The sequence below is a fragment of the Rahnella sikkimica genome (genome assembly GCF_002951615.1).
Lineage (GTDB): Bacteria > Pseudomonadota > Gammaproteobacteria > Enterobacterales > Enterobacteriaceae > Rahnella > Rahnella sikkimica.
Genome location: NZ_CP019062.1, coordinates 3,033,444 through 3,053,465, shown reverse-complemented (window position 1 = coordinate 3,053,465; position 20,022 = coordinate 3,033,444). Strand labels below are relative to the sequence as shown.

The 20,022-nt window shown below is 53.4% G+C and carries 17 protein-coding genes; 6 read left to right on the top strand and 11 right to left on the bottom strand.

The window, feature by feature from the left end; all coding sequences use genetic code 11:
- Nucleotides 1-354 precede the first annotated feature (354 nt).
- Nucleotides 355-1,491, top strand: coding sequence for a porin (locus BV494_RS14100; protein WP_104923447.1), 1,137 nt, complete (start codon nt 355-357; stop codon nt 1,489-1,491).
- A gap of 72 nt (nt 1,492-1,563) precedes the next feature.
- On the opposite strand, the gene BV494_RS14095 is transcribed toward BV494_RS14100, so the two are convergent.
- Nucleotides 1,564-1,779, bottom strand: coding sequence for a hypothetical protein (locus tag BV494_RS14095; protein ID WP_104923446.1), 216 nt, complete (start codon nt 1,777-1,779; stop codon nt 1,564-1,566).
- 499 nt (nt 1,780-2,278) lie between these two features.
- Between BV494_RS14095 and BV494_RS14090 the strand changes: the two genes are divergently transcribed.
- Nucleotides 2,279-3,031 carry an HNH endonuclease gene (locus BV494_RS14090; protein ID WP_104923445.1) on the top strand — a complete coding sequence of 251 codons (753 nt, stop codon included), beginning with the start codon at nt 2,279-2,281 and terminating at the stop codon, nt 3,029-3,031.
- A 43-nt stretch (nt 3,032-3,074) separates the two neighbouring features.
- Here BV494_RS14090 and alsS read toward each other — a convergent pair whose 3' ends face one another.
- Together alsS and budA are read right to left on the bottom strand one after the other, a co-directional pair.
- Nucleotides 3,075-4,751 carry an acetolactate synthase AlsS gene (alsS, locus tag BV494_RS14085; RefSeq protein WP_104923444.1) on the bottom strand — a complete coding sequence of 559 codons (1,677 nt, stop codon included), beginning with the start codon at nt 4,749-4,751 and terminating at the stop codon, nt 3,075-3,077.
- 26 nt (nt 4,752-4,777) lie between these two features.
- Nucleotides 4,778-5,560, bottom strand: coding sequence for an acetolactate decarboxylase (gene budA, locus BV494_RS14080; protein WP_104923443.1), 783 nt, complete (start codon nt 5,558-5,560; stop codon nt 4,778-4,780).
- A gap of 103 nt (nt 5,561-5,663) precedes the next feature.
- Here budA and BV494_RS14075 point away from each other — a divergent pair, with 103 nt between their 5' ends.
- A complete protein-coding gene (locus BV494_RS14075) occupies nt 5,664-6,536 on the top strand; it encodes a LysR family transcriptional regulator (RefSeq protein WP_104923442.1) in 873 nt (290 codons plus the stop codon).
- 1 nt (nt 6,537) lies between these two features.
- Here BV494_RS14075 and yfiB read toward each other — a convergent pair whose 3' ends face one another.
- Genes yfiB through yfiR form a run of 3 tightly spaced genes read right to left on the bottom strand, consistent with a single transcriptional unit; the run spans nt 6,538 to nt 8,867 of the window.
- Nucleotides 6,538-7,038 (bottom strand): outer membrane lipoprotein YfiB, encoded by a 501-nt coding sequence (gene yfiB, locus BV494_RS14070; protein WP_104923441.1) that lies wholly within the window; start codon nt 7,036-7,038, stop codon nt 6,538-6,540.
- Between the two features lie 15 nt (nt 7,039-7,053).
- Entirely contained in the window at nt 7,054-8,334 is a 1,281-nt protein-coding gene (dgcN, locus tag BV494_RS14065; RefSeq protein ID WP_104923440.1) for a diguanylate cyclase DgcN/YfiN, read from the bottom strand.
- Nucleotides 8,335-8,336: 2 nt separating this feature from the next.
- Nucleotides 8,337-8,867, bottom strand: coding sequence for a regulatory sequestration protein YfiR (gene yfiR, locus BV494_RS14060; RefSeq protein ID WP_226789978.1), 531 nt, complete (start codon nt 8,865-8,867; stop codon nt 8,337-8,339).
- A 642-nt stretch (nt 8,868-9,509) separates the two neighbouring features.
- Between yfiR and BV494_RS14050 the strand changes: the two genes are divergently transcribed.
- The 3 genes from BV494_RS14050 (at nt 9,510) to BV494_RS14040 (ending at nt 14,756) form a co-directional block, all read left to right on the top strand.
- A complete protein-coding gene (locus BV494_RS14050; RefSeq protein ID WP_104923437.1) occupies nt 9,510-10,793 on the top strand; it encodes an HAAAP family serine/threonine permease in 1,284 nt (427 codons plus the stop codon).
- Between the two features lie 109 nt (nt 10,794-10,902).
- The gene (locus BV494_RS14045; RefSeq protein ID WP_104923436.1) at nt 10,903-12,270 is read left to right on the top strand and encodes an L-serine ammonia-lyase; all 1,368 of its coding nucleotides are present in this window, start codon (nt 10,903-10,905) and stop codon (nt 12,268-12,270) included.
- A 227-nt stretch (nt 12,271-12,497) separates the two neighbouring features.
- Entirely contained in the window at nt 12,498-14,756 is a 2,259-nt protein-coding gene (locus BV494_RS14040; protein ID WP_104923435.1) for a YgiQ family radical SAM protein, read from the top strand.
- On the opposite strand, the gene rhaM is transcribed toward BV494_RS14040, so the two are convergent.
- From rhaM to rhaB, 5 genes are all read right to left on the bottom strand, one after another.
- A complete protein-coding gene (rhaM, locus tag BV494_RS14035) occupies nt 14,731-15,045 on the bottom strand; it encodes an L-rhamnose mutarotase (RefSeq protein ID WP_101075060.1) in 315 nt (104 codons plus the stop codon). The two genes, BV494_RS14040 and rhaM, sit on opposite strands and share 26 nt — an antisense overlap.
- 68 nt (nt 15,046-15,113) lie before the next feature.
- The gene (fucO, locus tag BV494_RS14030) at nt 15,114-16,262 is read right to left on the bottom strand and encodes a lactaldehyde reductase (protein WP_104924804.1); all 1,149 of its coding nucleotides are present in this window, start codon (nt 16,260-16,262) and stop codon (nt 15,114-15,116) included.
- 136 nt (nt 16,263-16,398) lie between these two features.
- The gene (gene rhaD, locus BV494_RS14025) at nt 16,399-17,223 is read right to left on the bottom strand and encodes a rhamnulose-1-phosphate aldolase (protein WP_104923434.1); all 825 of its coding nucleotides are present in this window, start codon (nt 17,221-17,223) and stop codon (nt 16,399-16,401) included.
- 54 nt (nt 17,224-17,277) lie between these two features.
- A complete protein-coding gene (locus tag BV494_RS14020) occupies nt 17,278-18,534 on the bottom strand; it encodes an L-rhamnose isomerase (RefSeq protein WP_104923433.1) in 1,257 nt (418 codons plus the stop codon).
- Nucleotides 18,531-20,015 carry a rhamnulokinase gene (gene rhaB, locus BV494_RS14015; RefSeq protein ID WP_104923432.1) on the bottom strand — a complete coding sequence of 495 codons (1,485 nt, stop codon included), beginning with the start codon at nt 20,013-20,015 and terminating at the stop codon, nt 18,531-18,533. Before rhaB ends, BV494_RS14020 begins: the two co-directional genes overlap by 4 nt.
- Nucleotides 20,016-20,022 lie beyond the last annotated feature (7 nt).

Below are 20,022 nucleotides of genomic sequence, written 5' to 3'. Positions count from 1 at the left end.
CACAATAATGATATAAAGTGGTTATAACGTAATGTAATTATCACGCAGGCATGATTTAATTATAGGTGCTATTTTTACCCGATAATTGTTATTAAATATTTCTGTTTAAAGCAGCATTGTATTTACATTTGATTGCATTACAAACAATCTGCGGGTTAATTAATCTTTAATATACATTTTGTTTTCCCGTGTTACATTTAAAAATAATAATGTCGAATTAGTAAACCGTATATATCTTTTTCTTATAGGGAACTTTCTGAATTTTCACTTTGTCGCCCGTCTTACCTATGTTAATTATTTATACGCGGCGCAAGACCGCTCACACATCACATAAATAATAATGACAGGGTAATAATGAACAATTTAAAAGCGTCAATGTTAATTGGCGGTGTCGTGCTGTCGGCTTTATCGGCAAGTGCGCAGGCCGAGATTACTGTTTTAGATAAAAATCCTCAGAGTAATTCTTTGCTGGCACCGTTAAGTTTACAGGTGGGCGGGAGTATTCGTCCTGAGTGGATTTTCAATAACGGCGAAGAGCCGGGCTATTATAAAAATGGTCATGACGGCGGTACACGCTTCCGTTTCCGTGGTGATTATAAACTGACGCAAGACACCTCCATCATCGCTTACTACGAGCTGGGTGTGGACATGGCGCACCTGCTGGGCATGGACGGGCATTATGAAGAAGGCGCACGCCGTGATACTCAGCGTCAGTTATATGCCGGGTTTAAAGACGACCGTTACGGGACATTAACCTACGGCCACCAGTACGGGATTTATTATTCCGTCGTCGGGATTAAAAGCGACGTCTGGGATAACGATGGTCACGCGGGCGGTACAGGTATTGGTATTAACGGCAACTACGACGGTGCCAATAAACCGAAGAACAGTATTAAATATACCAACGACTTTGGCCCTCTGACGTTATATGCAAACTATTTGCTGCCGGAAGACCAAATCGCTGCCGGTGAAAATCAATATTATCGTCGTAATAATGGCGGCGGTTTAGGTTTCGATTATAAGCTGACCAAAGATTTAGTCTGGAGCGCAGCCTATAGCGTGACCGACGCGACAGTTAAAGATAATCAATACAATGAAAAAGATTATCACCAGCAGCTTTCGGGTACGGCGTTAACCTGGCAGCCGGGTAACTGGTATATCGTCGGAACCGGCAGTTATTACAAAGACTTTGTGCCAAGCACTCGCGCCAATCCGGTTGATCATTACTTTGCGGGCAGCGGCTACGGCGTTGAAGGTTTCGTCGGTTATACCTTTAACATCGACAAACCGTTCCTGAAATCTATCCAACCTTACGTCGCAGCGGATTCCCTGCAACTGAAAGGCGGCGAAGATTTCCATGCAAACCACACCTATTTTGGTGCGGGCACCACGATTGGTTACGGCCTGTCCGTTTATGTCGAACGCACACTGGCGCATTCTACCGACAGCGAACCCGATCAGACCTGGGTTACCGTGTTCTACGATTTCTAATTACCGATTGCCTCGTGTTTTCAATTGCCAGCGCCGAAATGCGCTGGCTTTTTTACGCCCTGAATCCCAGCGTTATGCCGCCAGCGGCTCTTCCTCTACAACGATGTCATCATCGGTAAACGGCAGTTCCAATGCCAGATTCAGCACCTCTAACCGCTCACAAAGAATAAAGCCCAGCAAATCTTTGGCCTGCGCGTTATCCAGCGTCACGATCGCATAAGCCAGTGCGCGGCATTGATCGACGATCTCTTCGAGTTCCAGCTGTGTATTGTCATAAAGGTCAGACATGGGCTGCCTCCTGTGCGGAGGTGTTGAGCAGAGCGGTAGTATAAAATTCCATTTTAATTCTCCAGCTGATAGTTGATTAACTACCTCCAGAGACGCTAATCCCGATGGTGGTAGCTCAAACAGCGTTAGCGTTCCGGCCAGTCTGGAATCCGGTGCCTCCTGAGAAGCCACTGCCTGAGCCACCATAATTTGGGTGAGTGCAGACCGTACCACATTTGCTCTATTTTCATAGAGTTGATGGCACCAAACTGGGACAGAACGCTAATTCTGACTGCGGGTTTTGCCGCAGTGAGGAGAGACTACATCATGGGAATTTATACAGTAAGAAGAATTTTTAGGCAGTTTTCATTCTTGCGAGATGTCTTGGAAAAGGGATGTAAATTTAAAGGAAACATATAATTAATCTTCCTAATATTCATGCGGCTGATCAATCGATAAAATAATTCCTAGCTTATATGGGTAAATTATATTACTAGCGGGCAAGCGCTAAGGATTGAACATGCCAAGTTACGATTTTAAAGTTGGACATAAGTACACGAGAGCTGATGTTTATCGGGTTTGCGGGGTGCCATTAGCGAAGCAAAAAGGTGAATGGCATACGGGATATAGAGTTTATGAAGGTAGGCATTTCATTTTTTGCAATATCGGCGGAGCTGGGCGTACAGGTGATGATCATGGTAATTATTTTATCAATGAGGATTTGTTGTGGCATGGAAAAGCAAAATCTCACATTGGTCAAAAATCAATCATAAATTTGACTGCTGCCGATAGTGAGGTCTTTGTATTTTATCGTTCAAACGATCGCGACCCTTTCACCTTTGCTGGTTTAGGAAAACCTGAAACCGTTAGAAATACGCAGCCTGTTGAAGTCTTATGGTCTTTTACAAATATTGAAGAGTCGGTCCGCTTGCCAGAAGAGGTTTCTGAGCAAGAGACTTTTACTGAGGGTGCTGTCAAAACTATTACTATCAACGCTTATGAGCGAGATCCAGAAGCTCGTCAGAAGTGCGTCGATCATTATGGGTACGTCTGTGTAGTTTGTAGTTTTGAATTTGAAAAGATTTACGGAGAATTGGGTAAAAACTTCATCCATGTGCATCATCTAAAGCCGTTAGGTGAAATTGGGAAAGCTTATGAAGTCGATCCTGTTAAAGATTTACGGCCTGTCTGTCCTAATTGCCACGCTATGCTACATAGAAAAAAAACAGCATTATCGATCGAAGAACTAAAAAAACACCTTAAAAACAAGTAATAAAATAATGCGAGGCGCATATCTGCGCCTCATTATTCCCCCCCTAAAACATCGCCCCCATCTCCAGTTGTCCCATCAGCAACGCATTGTCACTGTAGTCCACCGGGACGGCGACGACGGCGGGGCCTTGTACGTCCATCGCGGCGCGGAGGGTGCTTTCCAGGGTTTCGGCGGAGGTGACGGCGAAACCTTTGGCGCCGAACGCGTCGGCGTAGGCTTTGAAATCTATCGGGCCGAACTGGATGCCGGAGGTGCGCTGGTATTTTTTCTCCTCCTGGATGGCGACCATGTTGTAGGCCTCATCGACCCAGATGATGTGCAGCAAATTCACGCCCAGCCGGACGGCGGTTTCCAGTTCCATGCTCGATTGCATAAAGCCGCCGTCGCCGGAAACGGACACCACTTTGCGGCCGGGATCAACCAGCGCCGCGCCAATCGCCCACGGCAGCGCGACGCCCATGGTTTGCTGGCCGTTGGAAATCAGCACCTGACGCGCGCGGAAGCTGTAAAGGTAACGGGCGATCCAGATGTGGAAACTGCCCATGTCGACGCATAACGTGACGTCGCTGTTGACGATGTCCTGCATCGCGCGCACCAGGCGCAGCGGGTGGATGGCGAACTGGTTCAGGCTCCGGCCTTTTTGATCCAGCAGTTCGCGTTGCTGGCGGCGGTCTTCCAGAATCGCGATGGACGAGGTGCTCAGCACGAAATGCTGCTGGATTTGTTCGGTCAGCAGGTCGAGCGTATCGGCGATATCGCCCACCAGTTCGACATCCGGCAGGTATTCGCTGTCGGTTTCGGCGGGCATCACGTCGATGTGTACCAGCTCGGCATTCTCGTTATTCCACTGCGCCGGTTCGTACTCGACCGGGCTGTAACCGATGGTGATCACTAAATCGGCATTGCGCAGCAGGCGGTCACCGGCCTGATTATTGAATAGCCCCACGCGCCCGGCGAACCGGTGGAAAGACGCCTGATCGATAACGCCGGCGGCCTGATAAGTACTGGTGACCGGCAAATCGCTTTTGTGCAGCAGACGGCGGATGGCTTCGGCGTTGCGCGGCTGGCTGGCCATCAGGCCGAGGAGCAGAACCGGGTTTTTGGCCTGTTTTAACAGCCGCGCGACCTGCAAAATGGCATCGTGCGGCGCGCTGCCCAGCACGGGCGGTGGTGATGTCAGGAGTTTGCCGCTGGCGGGTTCGTTGACGATGTCCATCGGCAGGCTGATGAACGCTGCGCCCGGACGCCCGAACTCGGCGGCGCGAAAGCCGTTTGCCATCACTTCGGCCAGCGCGGAAGAGGAGGTCACTTCCGCAGAATATTTGGTTACCGGGCGGAACATCGCGACGGTATCCATCGTCTGGTGAACCTGTTTTACGTGGTCGGCACGTTTTACCGCGCCGCCGAGAGCGACCAGCGGGTCGCCTTCTGATGTCGCCGTGGCGACGCCGGTGATGAGGTTCGAACAGCCGGGGCCGGACGTCACCAGCGCGACGCCCGCTTTGCCGGTCAGACGGCCGACGGCACCGGCCATAAAGGCGGCGTTGGCCTCGTGGCGGACCGGAATAGTGATGATGCTGGAGTCGATCAGGGAATCGAAAACGCGGTCGATTTTCGCGCCGGGAATGCCGAATACGTGTTTTACGCCCTGTGCTTCAAGCTGAGCGACGACCAGATCTGCGCCGCATTTCCATTCGATTTTAGGGTCTGAATTTTTCATGGTGTTTTCCTTTTACCTGCGGGCTGTTAACTCTCAACGGACTGAATCGCATCGTTTAAATCATCGGGATTTAAATCGGCGTGCAGGAAATCGCTGTCCTGCGGGAAGTCGATCAGCAGCTTTTCAACGGTGCCGAACGTCAGCACGCCGCTCTCAACCTGATAATCCAGAACATGGCCGCCGCTGCTGCGTGCCTGATTAATAAAGTGTTCGTGATAACCCGCCACATTGATGCCCTGCATATACGCCGGGGTCAGAAAGCCAATCAGCACGCCCTGACTGTGCTCGATGTGAAACGTCGGCTGGGCTTCGATGGCTTCCAGCATCGGCTTATACGGGCGCTGCTGTTCCGGCACGGTGCGCGTCTCCACGCGGCTGAATTCACCGTCGATGCGCAGCGCGCAGAACGTGTTCTGGCTGGCCACGGCGCGGTCGATCACCGCGTGGATCTGCCCGCGGGTATGCGGTTTGTCGATCACGTATTCATTCGTAGGATTAAAGAATGTCATCACCGCAAACGGGGTTTTTTGTTCGGGCAGGGCGCGTCGTGCGCTGCCGTCGCCGCGCAACTGGAAGATATTGCTGTTAAAAGCAATCAGTTCTCCGTCGAGATGGTTGAAGGTGCCGAGGCCAAAATCGCCGTGCTCCAGCAGGTCGGCCATCGTCGTCTCGCCTTCGTAGACGCCGCTGAGCAGGGCGCTCATCAGGGATGACTGGTATAAAACGCGGTCGGGATGTCGCTGGTTAAACGCCGAGGCCGTGCGGGCAAATTCGGTGACGCAGGAACAGGATTCAGAATGGGTTTTCATGCAGGGGGCTCCGGTCGAATGATTAACTTAACTGATTAAAGGTTGACGCGATTCAGCCGGAAGTTCCAATATGACGAGGTGTTCACTTTGAGACGTTTTTGATATGGAACTTCGTCATCTGCGCTATTTTGTCGCAGTCGCTGGGACGGGCCACTTCACCCGTGCGGCTGAACAACTGGGCATTTCCCAGCCTCCCCTGAGCCAGCAAATCCAGCGGCTTGAACATGAAATCGGCACCCCTTTACTCAAGCGCCTGACCCGTGGCGTCGAGCTGACCGAAGCCGGAAAAGTGCTCTACGACGACGCCCTGACCATCATCAAACTCACCGATGCCGCCTTTGAAAGAACCCGTGCCGTGGCGCGCGGAATCAACGGGACGTTGCGTATCGGTTTCGCCACTTCGACGGCGTTTAACCCGCAGGTTTTTGCGCTGCTGCACCGTTTTCGGGATAAATATCCGGGCATCGTGCTGGAGCCGCAGGAAAAGGATATGGCAGGGCTGATGACCGCAATGGGCGAGGGCGCGCTGGACGCAGCGTTTATCCGCCTGCCTTGCGAACGCAGCAAGGACTTCAGTTTTAAGGTGCTGGATATCGAAGAAATGATGGTGGCGTTGCCGAAAAAGCATCCGCTGAGCCAGGGGAAAGACGTGCGTCTGGCGGCGCTGCGCCACGATACGCTGATCACTTTTCCCCGCGATTTATCGCCGGGGTTGTACGACGCCGTAACGCAGGCGTGTGAAGATGCGGGATTTACGCCGCGCTTCGGGCAGCAATGTCCGCAAATTACGTCGGCGCTGAGTATGGTGGCGACAGGGTTTGGTTATGCGGTGGTGCCGGCGTCGCTGAGTAAGATTGATGAAAACAATGTGCGCTGTCTGCCCCTGGCAGGGCAGACATTAACCACGCAGATCGCGCTGGCCTGGCGCAGAACAGATAACTGCAAGGCCGCGCTGCATCTGGTGGGATTGCTCTAAATTACACCACGATAATCACAGAAACCCGGCGGTTCTGGGCGCGTCCGGCCTGCGTCTTATTGCTGGCAACCGGCTGGCTCTGGCCTAATCCTCGGGTCTGGATATTGGCACGCGGCATTCCGGCGTCGGCAAAGGCGGCGGCAACGGTATTGGCGCGGCGCAGCGACAGGTCGGTGTTGTAACTGGCGTCGCCGTAGTTATCGGTATGGCCGTCGAGGTTCACTTTGTTCAGGCCGACGTGCAGAAGTTCGCTCGCCAGTTTTTCCACCGTCTGCTTACTGTCAGCGGAAAGTTTGTCCTGATTATTGCCAAACAGAACTTTGGCATCCAGACCCAGTTCCCAGCCCGCATCCGTTTGGGTGAAGCCATTTTTTTGCAGAACCGCGATTTGTTCCGGGGTTAATCCGGTCACCGGTTTAGCCTGACAGGCCGCCAGGAAAATAATGCAAAGTGCCATTCCGGCATACTGGCACCAGGTTTTAAAACGATTGTTATTATGCATGTGTGTTAACTCCTTTTAGTCTTTCATCACAACAGGCAGCGGCATGCCAGAAGAGACATGCCAGCAGCTGCCGGATATTTTTTTCGAGCGATACATCGCTTCGTCGGCTTTTTCGAGCAGTTCTTTCGCGCTGTTCGCCTGTGAAGGCGACAACGCAATACCGATACTCAGGGAAACATCCAGCGTCTTGTTATTGAGCAGGATGACCGGCGTTTTCATGATATCGACAATCCGCTCGGCGAAGGCCACGGCTTCCGCCGTGGATATCATCGGGTCGAGCAGGATAGCAAACTCATCGCCACCCAGACGTGCCAGCACATCGCCCTGACGCAGCGTTTTCGCCAGCCGTTCGCCAATCACCATCAGCACACGGTCACCGGCGGCATGTCCGAGCGTGTCGTTGATCTCCTTGAAGTTATCGACATCAATAAACAACAGGGCCAGCGACAGCGGCGGACGCATCGGGTTGAAGCACTGATTCAGCGTATCAATAAAGAACGCGCGATTATGCAGACCGGTCAATCCATCGTGCAACGCTTTTTGTGTCAACGAACTGTTTTCGTTACGCATATGGTTTTCCCAGGCTTCCAGCTCGGTCAGCAGGCTGTTGAAGTCCTGGCTCAGCGTATGCAGCTCAACAATCGGGGCAGAAGGCACGCGCAGGCTGAAAGAGCGGTTAGCGCTCACTTCGTGCGTAACCCGCGTAATGTGGCCCAGCGCATCGACGATCCCTTTCTGCATCCGGCGGGAAAAATAGAGTGCGACCAGCGCCGTCAGCACCAGACACCCGAGCAGGCTCAGCACGGTTTCCAGCAGGAAGCCAATCAGGCTGGTGCCGTTACCGGCCAGCCAGATTGTGCCGATGACGGAACCGGAGTGAATCACCTGTGTGGTAATCGGCTCCGGGAACGCGAGATGTCCGACAAACTGCCCGAGCTTGTCCCAGTTGCTGTTGATCGGGCGCTGCCATTCGGTAAACGTCGCCCCGGCAGGCGTCAGGATCTTCGCCTGCGTAAAATCACCGCGTCTGGCGATAAACTCCAGCGAATCATGCGCCGCGGTCGGGTCGTTAAAGACCAGCGCCGCTTCTGTGGTGTAGCCAATAGCACGCGCCGTCAGCTCAAGATTACTTTCGGCGTGCGAACGCAAAGCGATCAGGGCCAGCAGGGTCAGTAAAAAGCCCGCAAGACCAATCGCCGTCACAATAACAATCACATGGATTCTGTTCAGTGCGGCGCTCAGCGTCGTGCGCGTGCTCTGCTGTTCGGTGTCAGGAACAGGAATTTTATTTTCCATGGTCACTCCTTTTCCCTGGCAAGTTGTAATACGGCGGGATTAACCCGTACGCCGCTGCGTGACAGCGTATCCAGATTCAATTTAAAACCGGTGTGTTGTGCTGTAATCACCAGACAAAATGCGTTCAGTAATGCGCAGGCATCGTCCTGTTCGCCAATGGTCAAAATGGCATGCCCTTCCAGGCGCTGGTGTAAATCGGTCTGCTGACCGGCTGTCGTGCTGCCGGAATAAATGGCGTCGCACTGCGACGTCAGCAGCGGGCTGTCTATAGGAAGGGTTAAAATCTTGAGGGATCTGCCGGAAAATGCGCTGCCGTCCGGCGTTAATTGCGCGGCGTATTTTACCGGCGGGACGATGCACAAGGTCAGGGCCGAAGACGCCGTACCGGCAGGCCAGCGCGAATAGCTGAGAATGCCGTTAACCGTCTGCGCGACGGCGGCATTCGTGGCGTCATCGTCGGTTTCTGCCACGCCGGGTGCCAGCGGAACGGCTAAAAGCAATGTCAGCAGCGCAAAGCCATACGCAGCCTTCAAAAAACGGCGGGAATGAGTCTTTACTGACAGGCAAAAAAGAGATCGGGCTTTTCCCATTGAGTCGCTCAGCATTTCTTCCGGTTGAAATTATTTCTCCAGAATAAGAATAACTTTATCGGCAATACTTCTGAAAGCGTCAATAAAAAATTTTTCATGTTGTTACGTCGTCCGCTTTGTTTCGAATTTTTTACACAAAGCAGGGAAACGGCGCATCCTGAAGCAAATTTAATGATTTTGATTTTAAAGTTGTTTGTTTTTTAGTCGATCTGGCGTGTGCCCCACAGGTGATAAATAATACACTTTGATGGCAATTCAACCGTTATTTAAATAATAGTCACGGGGATAACAAAATATGACAAAAAATAAATGTTATCGGAATCACTATTTGATGAATCAAAATTGCAGGAAATGTTAATGATTCTGAATTTAAAGGAATATTAGGCGGGAATATTACGTTATTCGTGATCATGATCTCAAAGCCAGGTTGTTACCCAGATTTTTATGCTACCGATAGGTATCATGCCCGCATTAATGGTATGTTTTGTCCGTCAGGGTGGTTTTTTCGATGACGGGTGCAGTAAAAAAACATCAACCATTCCTGGGGAAAACGGAATTATTTTTATAATTAGGTACTGAGGAATCATGGATAATACAACAATCGGGACACTGTCTAAAAAATCGGTAAGTTCCTGGCGTAAAACTGACACCATGTGGATGTTAGGCCTCTACGGAACGGCAATTGGTGCAGGTGTTCTATTTCTTCCTATTAATGCAGGCATTGGCGGTTTAATACCGTTAATTATCATGGCAATTCTTGCCTTCCCAATGACTTTCTTTGCTCACCGTGGATTAACGCGCTTTGTATTATCCGGTAAGAATGCGGGCGAAGATATTACGGAAGTTGTTGAAGAGCATTTCGGTATTTCAGCCGGTAAGTTAATTACCCTGCTTTATTTCTTCGCCATTTATCCCATCCTTTTAGTTTACAGCGTGGCGATTACCAATACGGTTGAGAGTTTTATTATTCACCAGATGCACATGAATGCGCCACCGCGTGCCTTGCTGTCCTTAATCCTGATCCTCGGCTTAATGACGCTGGTGCATTTCGGGCAAGATATGATCGTGAAAGCGATGAGCATTCTGGTCTTCCCGTTTGTTGCCGTGCTGATGGCGCTGGCGCTGTACCTTATTCCTAACTGGAATACGTCGGTATTTGAAAATGTGTCTCTGTCCGGTAACGGCGTGGGCCACGGGATGCTGATGACGCTGTGGCTGGTCATTCCGGTGATGGTGTTCTCCTTCAACCATTCCCCGATCATCTCCTCTTTTGCTGTCGCAAAACGCAAAGAGTACGGTGAAGACGCTGAGAAAAAATGCTCACGCATTCTGGCCTTTAGCCACATCATGATGGTGCTGACGGTGATGTTCTTCGTCTTCAGCTGCGTCCTGAGCCTGTCTCCGGAAAACCTGATGGAAGCTAAAGCACAGAACGTTTCTATTCTGTCTTATTTAGCCAACCATTTCGCTAACCCGGTGATTGCCTATATTGCGCCGTTTATTGCCTTTATTGCGATTACCAAATCTTTCCTCGGCCATTATCTGGGCGCGCGTGAAGGTTTCAACGGGATGGTGATTAAATCACTGCGCAGCAAAGGAAAAACCATTGCGCTGCCAGCCCTGAATCGTTATACCGGCATCTTCATGTTATTAACCACCTGGTTAGTTGCCACGCTGAACCCAAGTATTTTAGGCATGATTGAAACGCTGGGCGGCCCGATTATTGCGATGTTGTTATTCCTGATGCCGATGTATGCGATTCGCAAAGTTCCTGCGATGAGAAAATACAGCGGTCATATCAGTAACGTATTCGTGGTTATTATGGGCCTGATTGCCATGTCGGCCATCGTATTTAGTCTGATAGGTTAATTAATTCAACAGTCATATCCGGTGAGCGGGTTTTATTCCGCTCACTGCTTCTGTTTTATTCACCGTCTCTTTATTTAATCCTTTATCCTATTCAGACAGGGAGTCCACCGTGATCAGCGTCTTCGATATTTTCAAAATTGGTATTGGCCCTTCCAGTTCGCATACTGTCGGCCCGATGAAAGCCGGGAAAATATTCACCGATGAACTTATCTCTTCAGGCCATATTGACCAGACAACCCGCATTGTTGTGGATGTTTACGGGTCTTTATCATTGACCGGAAAAGGTCATCATACTGATCTGGCTATCATTATGGGGCTGGCCGGCAACATGCCGGATGACGTTGATATCGATGCGATCCCCGGTTTTATACAGCAGGTGGAAACGTCCGGGCGTCTGATGCTGGGCAAAGGGGCGAAAGAGGTGGATTTCCCGGCCGGTTCTGGCATGAATTTCCACACCAGCAACCTGCCGCTGCATGAAAACGGCATGTCCATCAGCGCTTTTAATCGTGATGAACTGCTGTATACCCAAACCTATTATTCCATCGGCGGCGGCTTTATCGTCGAAGCCAGCAAATTTGGCGTGCAGGATGAAAATCCTGTCGTGCGCCCGTACCCGTTCCGTTCGGCCAGCGACCTGCAAAAACATTGCACGGAAACCGGCCTGTCCTTGTCGGCGCTGATGCTGAAAAACGAACTGGCAAGTCACACGCGGACAGAAATCAGCGATCATTTTGCGGCCATCTGGAATGTGATGAGCGAAGGGATCACCCGCGGTATTCATACGGAAGGGTTACTGCCTGGCCCGATGAAAATCAACCGCCGTGCGGCGGCTCTGCGTCGTATTCTGGTTACGCAGGATAAAAATAATGTCGATCCGATGGGCGTTGTTGACTGGATCAACATGTATGCGATGGCGGTGAATGAAGAAAATGCGGCAGGTGGCCGCGTGGTGACTGCGCCGACCAACGGCGCGTGCGGGATTATTCCGGCGGTGCTGACGTACTACGACCAGTTTATCCGCCCGATCAGCCCTGATTCTTACAGCCGTTTCTTCCTTGCCTCCGGCGCAGTCGGCATTCTGTTCAAAATGAATGCCTCGATTTCTGGTGCTGAAGTCGGTTGTCAGGGCGAAGTCGGCGTGGCCTGTTCCATGGCGGCAGCGGGTCTGACTGAACTGCTGGGTGGCAGCACCGCGCAGGTCTTTATGGCGGCAGAAATCGCAATGGAACACCATCTCGGGCTGACCTGCGATCCGCTGGCCGGGCAGGTTCAGGTGCCGTGCATTGAGCGAAATGCGATTTCAGCGGTGAAGGCCGTTAACGCCTCGCGCATGGCGCTTCGCCGCACCAGCGAGCCGCGCGTTTGCCTCGATAAAGTCATCGAAACCATGTACGAAACCGGCAAAGACATGAACTCGAAATACCGTGAAACATCCACCGGCGGTCTGGCGATTAAAGTTTTGGCCTGTAACTAAACACCCGTACAGCGAGCCGGTCCGGACGTTGTCACTGTCGAAAAAGTGTTTGAAGTACCGATCTGTTTAAAGAATAAAGAAAAGGCCTGCGGGGAAACCGGCAGGCCTTTTTTGCACCCAAAACAAAAACTGATCTAAATCAAAACTGAGTGATTTGCTCGCCCGTCGAAATTGTAGCCCCCGTATAATTTGCGGCCAATTATTTGCCGTCGAACGAAGAACCTCCTATGCCAATCAGTCTGATCCAACCCGATCGCACATTGTTTTCTTACCCGCGCTACTGGGCCGAATGTTACGGCACCGCGCCGTTTTTCCCGATGACCCGGGCGGAAATGGATGAACTCGGCTGGGACAGTTGTGATGTGATCGTGGTGACCGGCGACGCGTATGTTGATCACCCGAGTTTCGGGATGGCGATCATCGGCCGAATGCTGGAGGCGCAGGGATTCCGCGTGGGGATCATCGCGCAGCCGGACTGGACGAATAAAGACGATTTCATGCGGCTCGGAAAACCGAATCTGTTTTACGGCGTGACGGCCGGAAATATGGATTCGATGATTAACCGCTATACCGCTGACCGGAAACTGCGCCACGACGATGCTTATACGCCGGGCAATGTCGGCGGAAAACGCCCGGATCGTGCGACGATGGTGTACACGCAGCGCTGCAAAGAAGCGTTCAGCGATGTGCCGGTATTACTCGGCGGCATTGAAGCCAGCCTGCGGCGTATCGCGCATTATGATTACTGGTCCGATACCGTGCGCCGTTCGGTGCTGGTGGATTCCAAAGCGGACATGCTGATTTACGGCAACGGCGAACGCCCGCTGGTGGAAGTGGCGCACCGTCTGGCGGCGGGTGAATCGATTACGGATATTCACGACGTGCGAAATACCGCCGTGATGCGTAAAACTGCCCTGACTGGCTGGAGCGGGGTCGATTCCACGCGGCTCGATAAACCCGGCAGAATTGAGCCGATCATGAACCCGTACGGTGAAGATTTACCGTGCTCTGAAGGGGAACTTCCTGCGCCGGATGCGCCGCAGCCGGTCACCGTTCGCGCGCCAAAGCCGAAGCCTTGGGAGAAAACCTACGTCCTGCTGCCGTCGTTTGAAAAAGTGAAGGGCGACAAAGTGTTGTACGCGCACGCCTCACGTATTTTGCATCACGAAACCAACCCAGGCTGCGCGCGGGCGCTGATGCAAAAACACGGCGATCGTTATGTGTGGATTAATCCTCCGGCGATCCCGCTGTCCACGGAAGAAATGGACGAAGTGTTTGGCCTGCCGTTCCAGCGTGTGCCGCACCCGTCTTACGGCAAAGCGACGATCCCGGCGTATGACATGATTCGTTTTTCGATCAACATCATGCGTGGCTGTTACGGCGGTTGTGCGTTTTGTTCGATCACTGAACATGAAGGGCGGATCATTCAGAGCCGTTCAGAAGCGTCGATCGTCCGCGAAATCGAAGAGATCCGCGACAGCGTGCCCGGTTTTACCGGCGTGATTTCCGATCTCGGTGGCCCGACGGCCAACATGTATATGCTGCGCTGTCAGTCGCCAAAAGCGGAGCAAAGCTGCCGCCGCGCATCCTGCGTTTATCCTGAAATCTGTACGCACATGGACACCAACCATGAGCCGACCATCAATCTTTATCGCCGCACCCGCAGCCTGAAAGGCATCAAGAAGATCCTGATCGCCTCCGGCGTGCGTTACGATCTGGCGGTGGAAGATCCGCGTTATATCAAGGAGCTGGCCGAACATCACGTCGGCGGCTATCTGAAAATTGCGCCGGAACACACCGAAACCGGGCCGTTGTCGAAAATGATGAAACCGGGAATGGGCAGCTATTACCGGTTCAAAGAGCTGTTCGACAGCTATTCCAAACAGGCCGGAAAAGAGCAGTATCTGATCCCGTACTTCATCTCCGCCCATCCGGGGACGCGCACCGAAGATATGATCAATCTGGCGCTGTGGCTGAAGAAGAACCGCTTCCGGCTTGATCAGGTGCAGAACTTCTACCCGTCACCGCTCGCCAGCGCGACCACCATGTATTACAGCGGCAAAAACCCGCTCGGCAAAGTGGATTACAAAAGTGAGGACGTGGTGGTGCCGAAAGGCGATCGTCAGCGTCGCTTGCATAAAGCGTTGCTGCGTTATCACGATTCGGTGAACTGGCCGGTGATCCGCGAAGCACTGACGGCAATGGGGATGCGCCGTTTGATCGGCATTCGCCCGGATTGTCTGGTGCCGCCGGACGGCTTCGATCCGAAATTTACGCCATCACGTTCCGGAAAAGACAAACCGGCCGCGACGCGTTTCACCGGCTCCAAAGCGCAAAATCCGGCGACCGGAAAAGGCAAATCCACAGAATTCCGTGCAGGGAAAAAACCGGCGGCGGCCAGAGCGGCTCAGAGTAAAAACGGTCAGTCTGCCGCGCAAGGAAAAAGCGGGGAACCGCGGGTTAATCGAGGTAAAAGACCGGCTTAAGATCGCTGCTGATCGGGCTGTTATCGGCATTGGCAGGCATCACGTCTGCCATATGCTTCCACCATTGCTGGCAGATTTCCGTCTTCGCCACGGCGTTCCATCTTTCTTCTGATTCAATCTCCACATACCCGAACAGCAGGTTACGTTTTTCATCCAGAAAAATGCTGTAGTGGTGCGCGCCGTGCGCTTTCAGGGTCTCCGCCAGTTCCGGCCAGATCGGCGAATGCCGCCGCTGATATTCCGCATGCGCGTTCGGGTTGACCTGCATAACGAAGGATTTACGGATCATGTTTACTCCAGGGAGATTCTTGCAGGTGAAGGGAAAGCTCCTCCCCCTGCGAAGGGGGAGAAGCAAGATCACATCGCTTTCATGTACAACTCGCGGACTTCTTCGCGCGTTGCAGTTCCCGGATTGCACGGCGCGCAAGGGTCAGCCAGCGCTTTGTCGAGCCAGCCTTCAATGTCGGCTTCGACAATGCCTAATGCTCTGAATCCTGATGGAATTCCCACTCTTGCAGACAAATCACGAATCGCTTTAATCGCCGCAAAGCTGGCCTGCGTTTCGCTGATGCCCTGCGTATTCACACCCATCGCGCGTGCGATATCGGCAAAACGGTGCGGGGCGGAAGCGCGGTTAAATTCTTCCACGACCGGCAGCAGAATGGCATTACAGACGCCGTGCGGCAGGTTGTGCGTCGCGCCCGGCTGATGCGCCAGCGCATGCACTAATCCCAGCCCGGCGCTGTTAAACGCCATTCCGGCCAGATATTGTCCCTGCGCCATTTTCTCACGCGCTTCAATATTATCGCCATGATCCACCGCTTCTGGCAGCCATCGGGTGATGGTTGAGATCGCCGCCAGCGCCGTCGGATCGGTCAGCGGATGCGCGCCGACTGAAACATAGGCTTCGATGGCGTGCGTCAGGGCGTCCATGCCGGTTGCTGCGGTCACGTCTGCCGGGATCTTCAGCATTATCGACGGATCGTCCACCGCGATATCCGGGATCAGATTCACATCAATAATGACTTCTTTCACCTGCCGCTGGCTGTCGATGATCACCGCGTTGCTGGTGAGTTCCGCTGCGGTACCGGCCGTGGTATTGACCGCCACCAGGAAAACACCCGGTTTCGTCACTTTGCCGACGCCGGAATAAATCGTCACCGGCCCCGGATTGGCCGTCAGAATTTTGATGCCTTTTGCGGTATCAATCGGGCTGCCGCCGCCGAAACCGATCAGGTAATCGCAATGATTTTCCCGATACTGACGGAAACCTTCGTCGACGTGCGCGGAAGTCGGATTGGGCACCACGCCGCCGTATAGTGCATACGGCAGTCCGGCAGTTTTCAGTGCGGAGAACAGGCCATCGAGCAGACCTAACTCGACCAGCTGACCGTCGGTAACGATCAGCGCTTTGCCCGGTTGTTTTGTCGCCAGCATCGCAACCATATCGCTGATCGCGCCCTGGCCGTGGAGGCTGATTTTAGGTAATGCCAACATAAAGCTCATATAAAATCCCTCTTCTATTTTATTAAGAATCAATGCCCTGACCGCGCGGCTCCTGATCTGCGCCGGTCCCGGCGACAGGAAACTTTCCATCGTTCCTGTGCCGGGTTTTTAATAGGTTGGAGCCTTAATGGCCGGTTCAGGCTTTTAAAGCGGCCTCAAAAGGTGTGACGTCAAAACGTTTAGCCAGCGCAATCAGCTCGTCGGTTTGGATCGTCTGTTTCATGCCACCCATTGAAATCACTTTCACCAGTATTTCCGCCGATTTTTCAGCGGTGTCGATCAGGCCAAACGCATCATCGAGCGTCGGGCCGCAGCCGAAGATCCCGTGGAATGCCCACAGCACCAGGCTGTGATGTTGCATCCGGTCGGACGTTGCCGCGCCAATACCGTCAGTGCCCGGCACCATCCACGGCACAATGCCCACGCCGTCGGGGAAGACCACCAGACATTCGGTGCTGCATTCCCACAGCTTGCGGGTGATTTTCGCGCTGTCGAGTTCGAGCACGTAGGTCAGCGCAATCAGGTTGGTGGCGTGGCAGTGCATGATCACGCGATCCTGCCCGTGAGTGACGCGTTTACGCACGGCGTGAGATTGCAGATGCGACGCCAGTTCAGACGTCGGCAGGCCGCCCGCGGTCAGGCCCCAGAGGATTTTGTAACTGGCGCCTTTATCATCGAGCTGGATCACGGTCAGCGCTTCGGCAGGGGCGAGCTGCACGTTGCGGAAGAACTTGCCGGAGCCGGTCACAATGAAATATTCATTGGCCAGATCCGGCGCGTGCTGGGTCAGTTCAACCTGACGCGGCTGGGCGTAAAAATCATTTTTGTACGGTGCTACATCTTCCGGCAGCAGACGCATACTGACGTTGCCGCCGTTGCGCTCGTCCCAGCCTTTCAGCCACATATCGGTGGTCGCTTTGACCATGCCCTGTACAAACCACGCGCTAAATAATGTTTTCATCGGTTCTTTCCTGCGAATAAGGTGAATGCTTTTAAGCCATAAATTTTCAGAGAATCAGCGTTTAGCCAGCACGCTGGTTTCGTAATGACGAACGGTATCCAGCCACTGGCCGCCAACCGGTACGTCGTGGCGCTGGCAATACATGTCCCAGACGGCCTGCCACGGCAGCGATTTTTGTTCTTCCAACAGCGCCAGACGCGCGGTGTAATCGCCTCCGACTTCCAGTTTTTTCAGCAAGTCAGTCGGTTCCAGCAGCGCTTTCAGCAAGGCTTTTTTCATGTTGCGCGTGCCGATAACCCAGGCGGCGATGCGGTTGATGGAGGCGTCGAAGAAATCCAGCCCGATATGCACGCGGTTGAACAGGTTATGGCGCACGATTTCGCTGGCGATGGCCTGCGTTTCGTCGTCAAGCAGCACAACGTGGTCGCTGTCCCAGCGCACCGGGCGGCTGACGTGCAGCAGCAGGCGCGGCACATACAACATCGCGGCCGAGATTTTGTCGGAGATCACTTCGGTCGGATGGAAATGCCCGGCATCCAGGCACAGCGCGGTGCCACGGCTGGCGGCGTAGCCCAGATAGAATTCGTTGGAACCGACGGTGTAGCTTTCAGAGCCGATGCCGAACAGTTTGCTTTCGACGGCGTCGATGTGTTCGGTGATATCAAACTTCTCGGCAATCACTTCGTCGAGCGCACTCATCAGGCGCTGGCGCGGTGCCAGACGATCTACGGTGACATCTTTCATGCCGTCTGGAACCCAGATATTCATCACGGAAGGCGTGCCCAGCGCGCGGCCAAAGGAGGCGGAAACGCGGCGGCTGGCCTGACAATGTTCAATCCAGAACTGGCGGATTTCAGGATTGGCGCTGGAGAGCGTGAAGCCGTCTGCGCTCATCGGATGCGAGAAACAGGACGGGTTAAAATCCAGTCCCAGTTTGTTTTTCTTCGCCCAGTCTACCCAGCCGGTGAAATGCTTCGGTTCGATTTCATTGCGCGGAACCGGTGTATCGGATTCCAGATAAATAGCGTGCAGGTTCAGACGATTAGGACCGGGGATCATCGAAATCGCCAGCTCTAAATCCGCCCGCAGTTGCTGTGCATTGCGCGCTTTACCGGGGTAATTCCCGGTCGCCTGAATACCGCCGGTCAGCCCGCCTTCCGGATTTTCAAAACCCGCGACGTCATCCCCCTGCCAGCAATGAATTGAAACCGGCAGGGTATCGAGTTGTTTGATTGCGGCTTCGGCATCAATGCCCAGCTGGGCGAAACGTTCTTTAGCAAGCGTCCATGCGTTGTCGATAGATGAAGTCATACTGCGAGCTCCTCATTGGCGTGACAGAGCGCCTGAAAACGGCGCCAGTGAATTGGGAAATCCTCGTGAATACGGGGGAGGTAATGGCGTTGCTCGAAATTCGTGGCGACAATGCGACGAAATTCAGCGGCATCTTTTACGGCACCAAGGGCCATCAGCTGGCAGCCGATATTGCCGAGCGTGGACGCTTCAACCGGCCCGGCGCTGACGTTCACCTGACAGGTATCGGCGCAAAGCTGGTTCAGGAACTGGTTCTGGCTGCCGCCGCCGACAATGTGGATGTCGCGCAACGGCTCGCCTTGCAGCGTTGCCAGTTGCACGGAAACCTGGCGGTAAAGCATGGCAAGGCTGTCGAAAATGCAGCGTGCCAGTTCGGCCGGTGAGTTCGGAACTGGTTCTCCGGCCTGCTCGCAGGCTTCGCGGATGGCATCAACCATTGATGTCGGATTAATAAAGCGGTCTTCGTTCGGGTTGATCAGATAGGTGAACGGCGGGACGTTTTTGGCCAGCGTAATTAATGAAGGCAGATCCTGAATGTTAAGCTCCCGGCAAACTCGCTGGAATAACCACAGCCCCATAATATTTCTCAGTACGCGATAACTGCCGTTGATGCCGCCTTCGTTGGTGACATTGTCGTGCAGTGCACCGGCGTGATTGAACGCTTTCGGGCTTTCGATGCCCATCAGCGACCAGGTGCCGGAACTGATATAGGCGCTGTGCGTGCCGGTGAGCGGAGCGGCGACGACTGCGCTGGCGGTGTCATGTGTCGCGACGCTGAAAACGGGGACGCTGCGGCCGCGCGGGCTGTGCCACAGGCCGGGTGAATTGCCCGGCTGGCTTGGTTTTGTCATCCAGTGGCGTGGTACGCCTGCCAGTTTCAGCAGTTCATCATCCCAGTCGCCGGTAGAAATATTCAGCATCTGTGTGGTGCTGGCGTTGGTGTATTCCTGATTCAGTTTGCCGGTGAGACGGTAAAGGAAATAATCCGGGATCATCAGCAGATGCGCGGCTTTCTTCACGACGTCGGGTTGCTGTTCGCTCAATGCCCGCAACTGATACAGCGTGTTGAACGGCATAAACTGGATACCGGTTTTCTGGTAAATCGCTTCGCGGCTCAGCTGTTGTTCCATGCGCGCCATCACGCCTTCCGTGCGGTTGTCACGGTAGGAAACAGGCAATCCCACGCGCTGGCCCTGCTCATCAAGCAGGACATAATCCACGCCCCAGGTATCGATGCCGATACCGTCAAGCTGAACGCCGGACGCATCCAGGCGGTTCAGCCCTTCGAGAATGTGTTTTTCCAGCGCATCGAGATCCCAGATTTCGTGACCGTCAACGTGCATCAGGTTATTGGGAAAACGGTGAATTTCTTTCAGCGTCAGCGTGGCTGCCGGGTCTGTATCGTGGCGGGTAAACGTCGCCAGCATTACCCGGCCGCTGGAAGCGCCGAGGTCAATAGCGGCAAGATGGTGAGTTCTCATAGCGGCC

Excerpts from the sequence above, each read along its gene's own strand:
- BV494_RS14090 (WP_104923445.1), top strand. The coding sequence starts at position 2,279 with ATGCCAAGTTACGATTTTAAAGTTGGACATAAGTACACGAGAGCTGAT.
- BV494_RS14100 (WP_104923447.1), top strand. The coding sequence starts at position 355 with ATGAACAATTTAAAAGCGTCAATGTTAATTGGCGGTGTCGTGCTGTCG.
- alsS (WP_104923444.1), bottom strand. The coding sequence starts at position 4,751 with ATGAAAAATTCAGACCCTAAAATCGAATGGAAATGCGGCGCAGATCTG.
- fucO (WP_104924804.1), bottom strand. The coding sequence starts at position 16,262 with ATGAGCTTTATGTTGGCATTACCTAAAATCAGCCTCCACGGCCAGGGC.
- BV494_RS14020 (WP_104923433.1), bottom strand. The coding sequence starts at position 18,534 with ATGACTTCATCTATCGACAACGCATGGACGCTTGCTAAAGAACGTTTC.
- budA (WP_104923443.1), bottom strand. The coding sequence starts at position 5,560 with ATGAAAACCCATTCTGAATCCTGTTCCTGCGTCACCGAATTTGCCCGC.
- rhaD (WP_104923434.1), bottom strand. The coding sequence starts at position 17,223 with ATGAAAACATTATTTAGCGCGTGGTTTGTACAGGGCATGGTCAAAGCG.
- rhaB (WP_104923432.1), bottom strand. The coding sequence starts at position 20,015 with ATGAGAACTCACCATCTTGCCGCTATTGACCTCGGCGCTTCCAGCGGC.
- yfiB (WP_104923441.1), bottom strand. The coding sequence starts at position 7,038 with ATGCATAATAACAATCGTTTTAAAACCTGGTGCCAGTATGCCGGAATG.
- BV494_RS14050 (WP_104923437.1), top strand. The coding sequence starts at position 9,510 with ATGGATAATACAACAATCGGGACACTGTCTAAAAAATCGGTAAGTTCC.
- BV494_RS14040 (WP_104923435.1), top strand. The coding sequence starts at position 12,498 with ATGCCAATCAGTCTGATCCAACCCGATCGCACATTGTTTTCTTACCCG.
- dgcN (WP_104923440.1), bottom strand. The coding sequence starts at position 8,334 with ATGGAAAATAAAATTCCTGTTCCTGACACCGAACAGCAGAGCACGCGC.
- BV494_RS14075 (WP_104923442.1), top strand. The coding sequence starts at position 5,664 with ATGGAACTTCGTCATCTGCGCTATTTTGTCGCAGTCGCTGGGACGGGC.
- BV494_RS14095 (WP_104923446.1), bottom strand. The coding sequence starts at position 1,779 with ATGTCTGACCTTTATGACAATACACAGCTGGAACTCGAAGAGATCGTC.
- rhaM (WP_101075060.1), bottom strand. The coding sequence starts at position 15,045 with ATGATCCGTAAATCCTTCGTTATGCAGGTCAACCCGAACGCGCATGCG.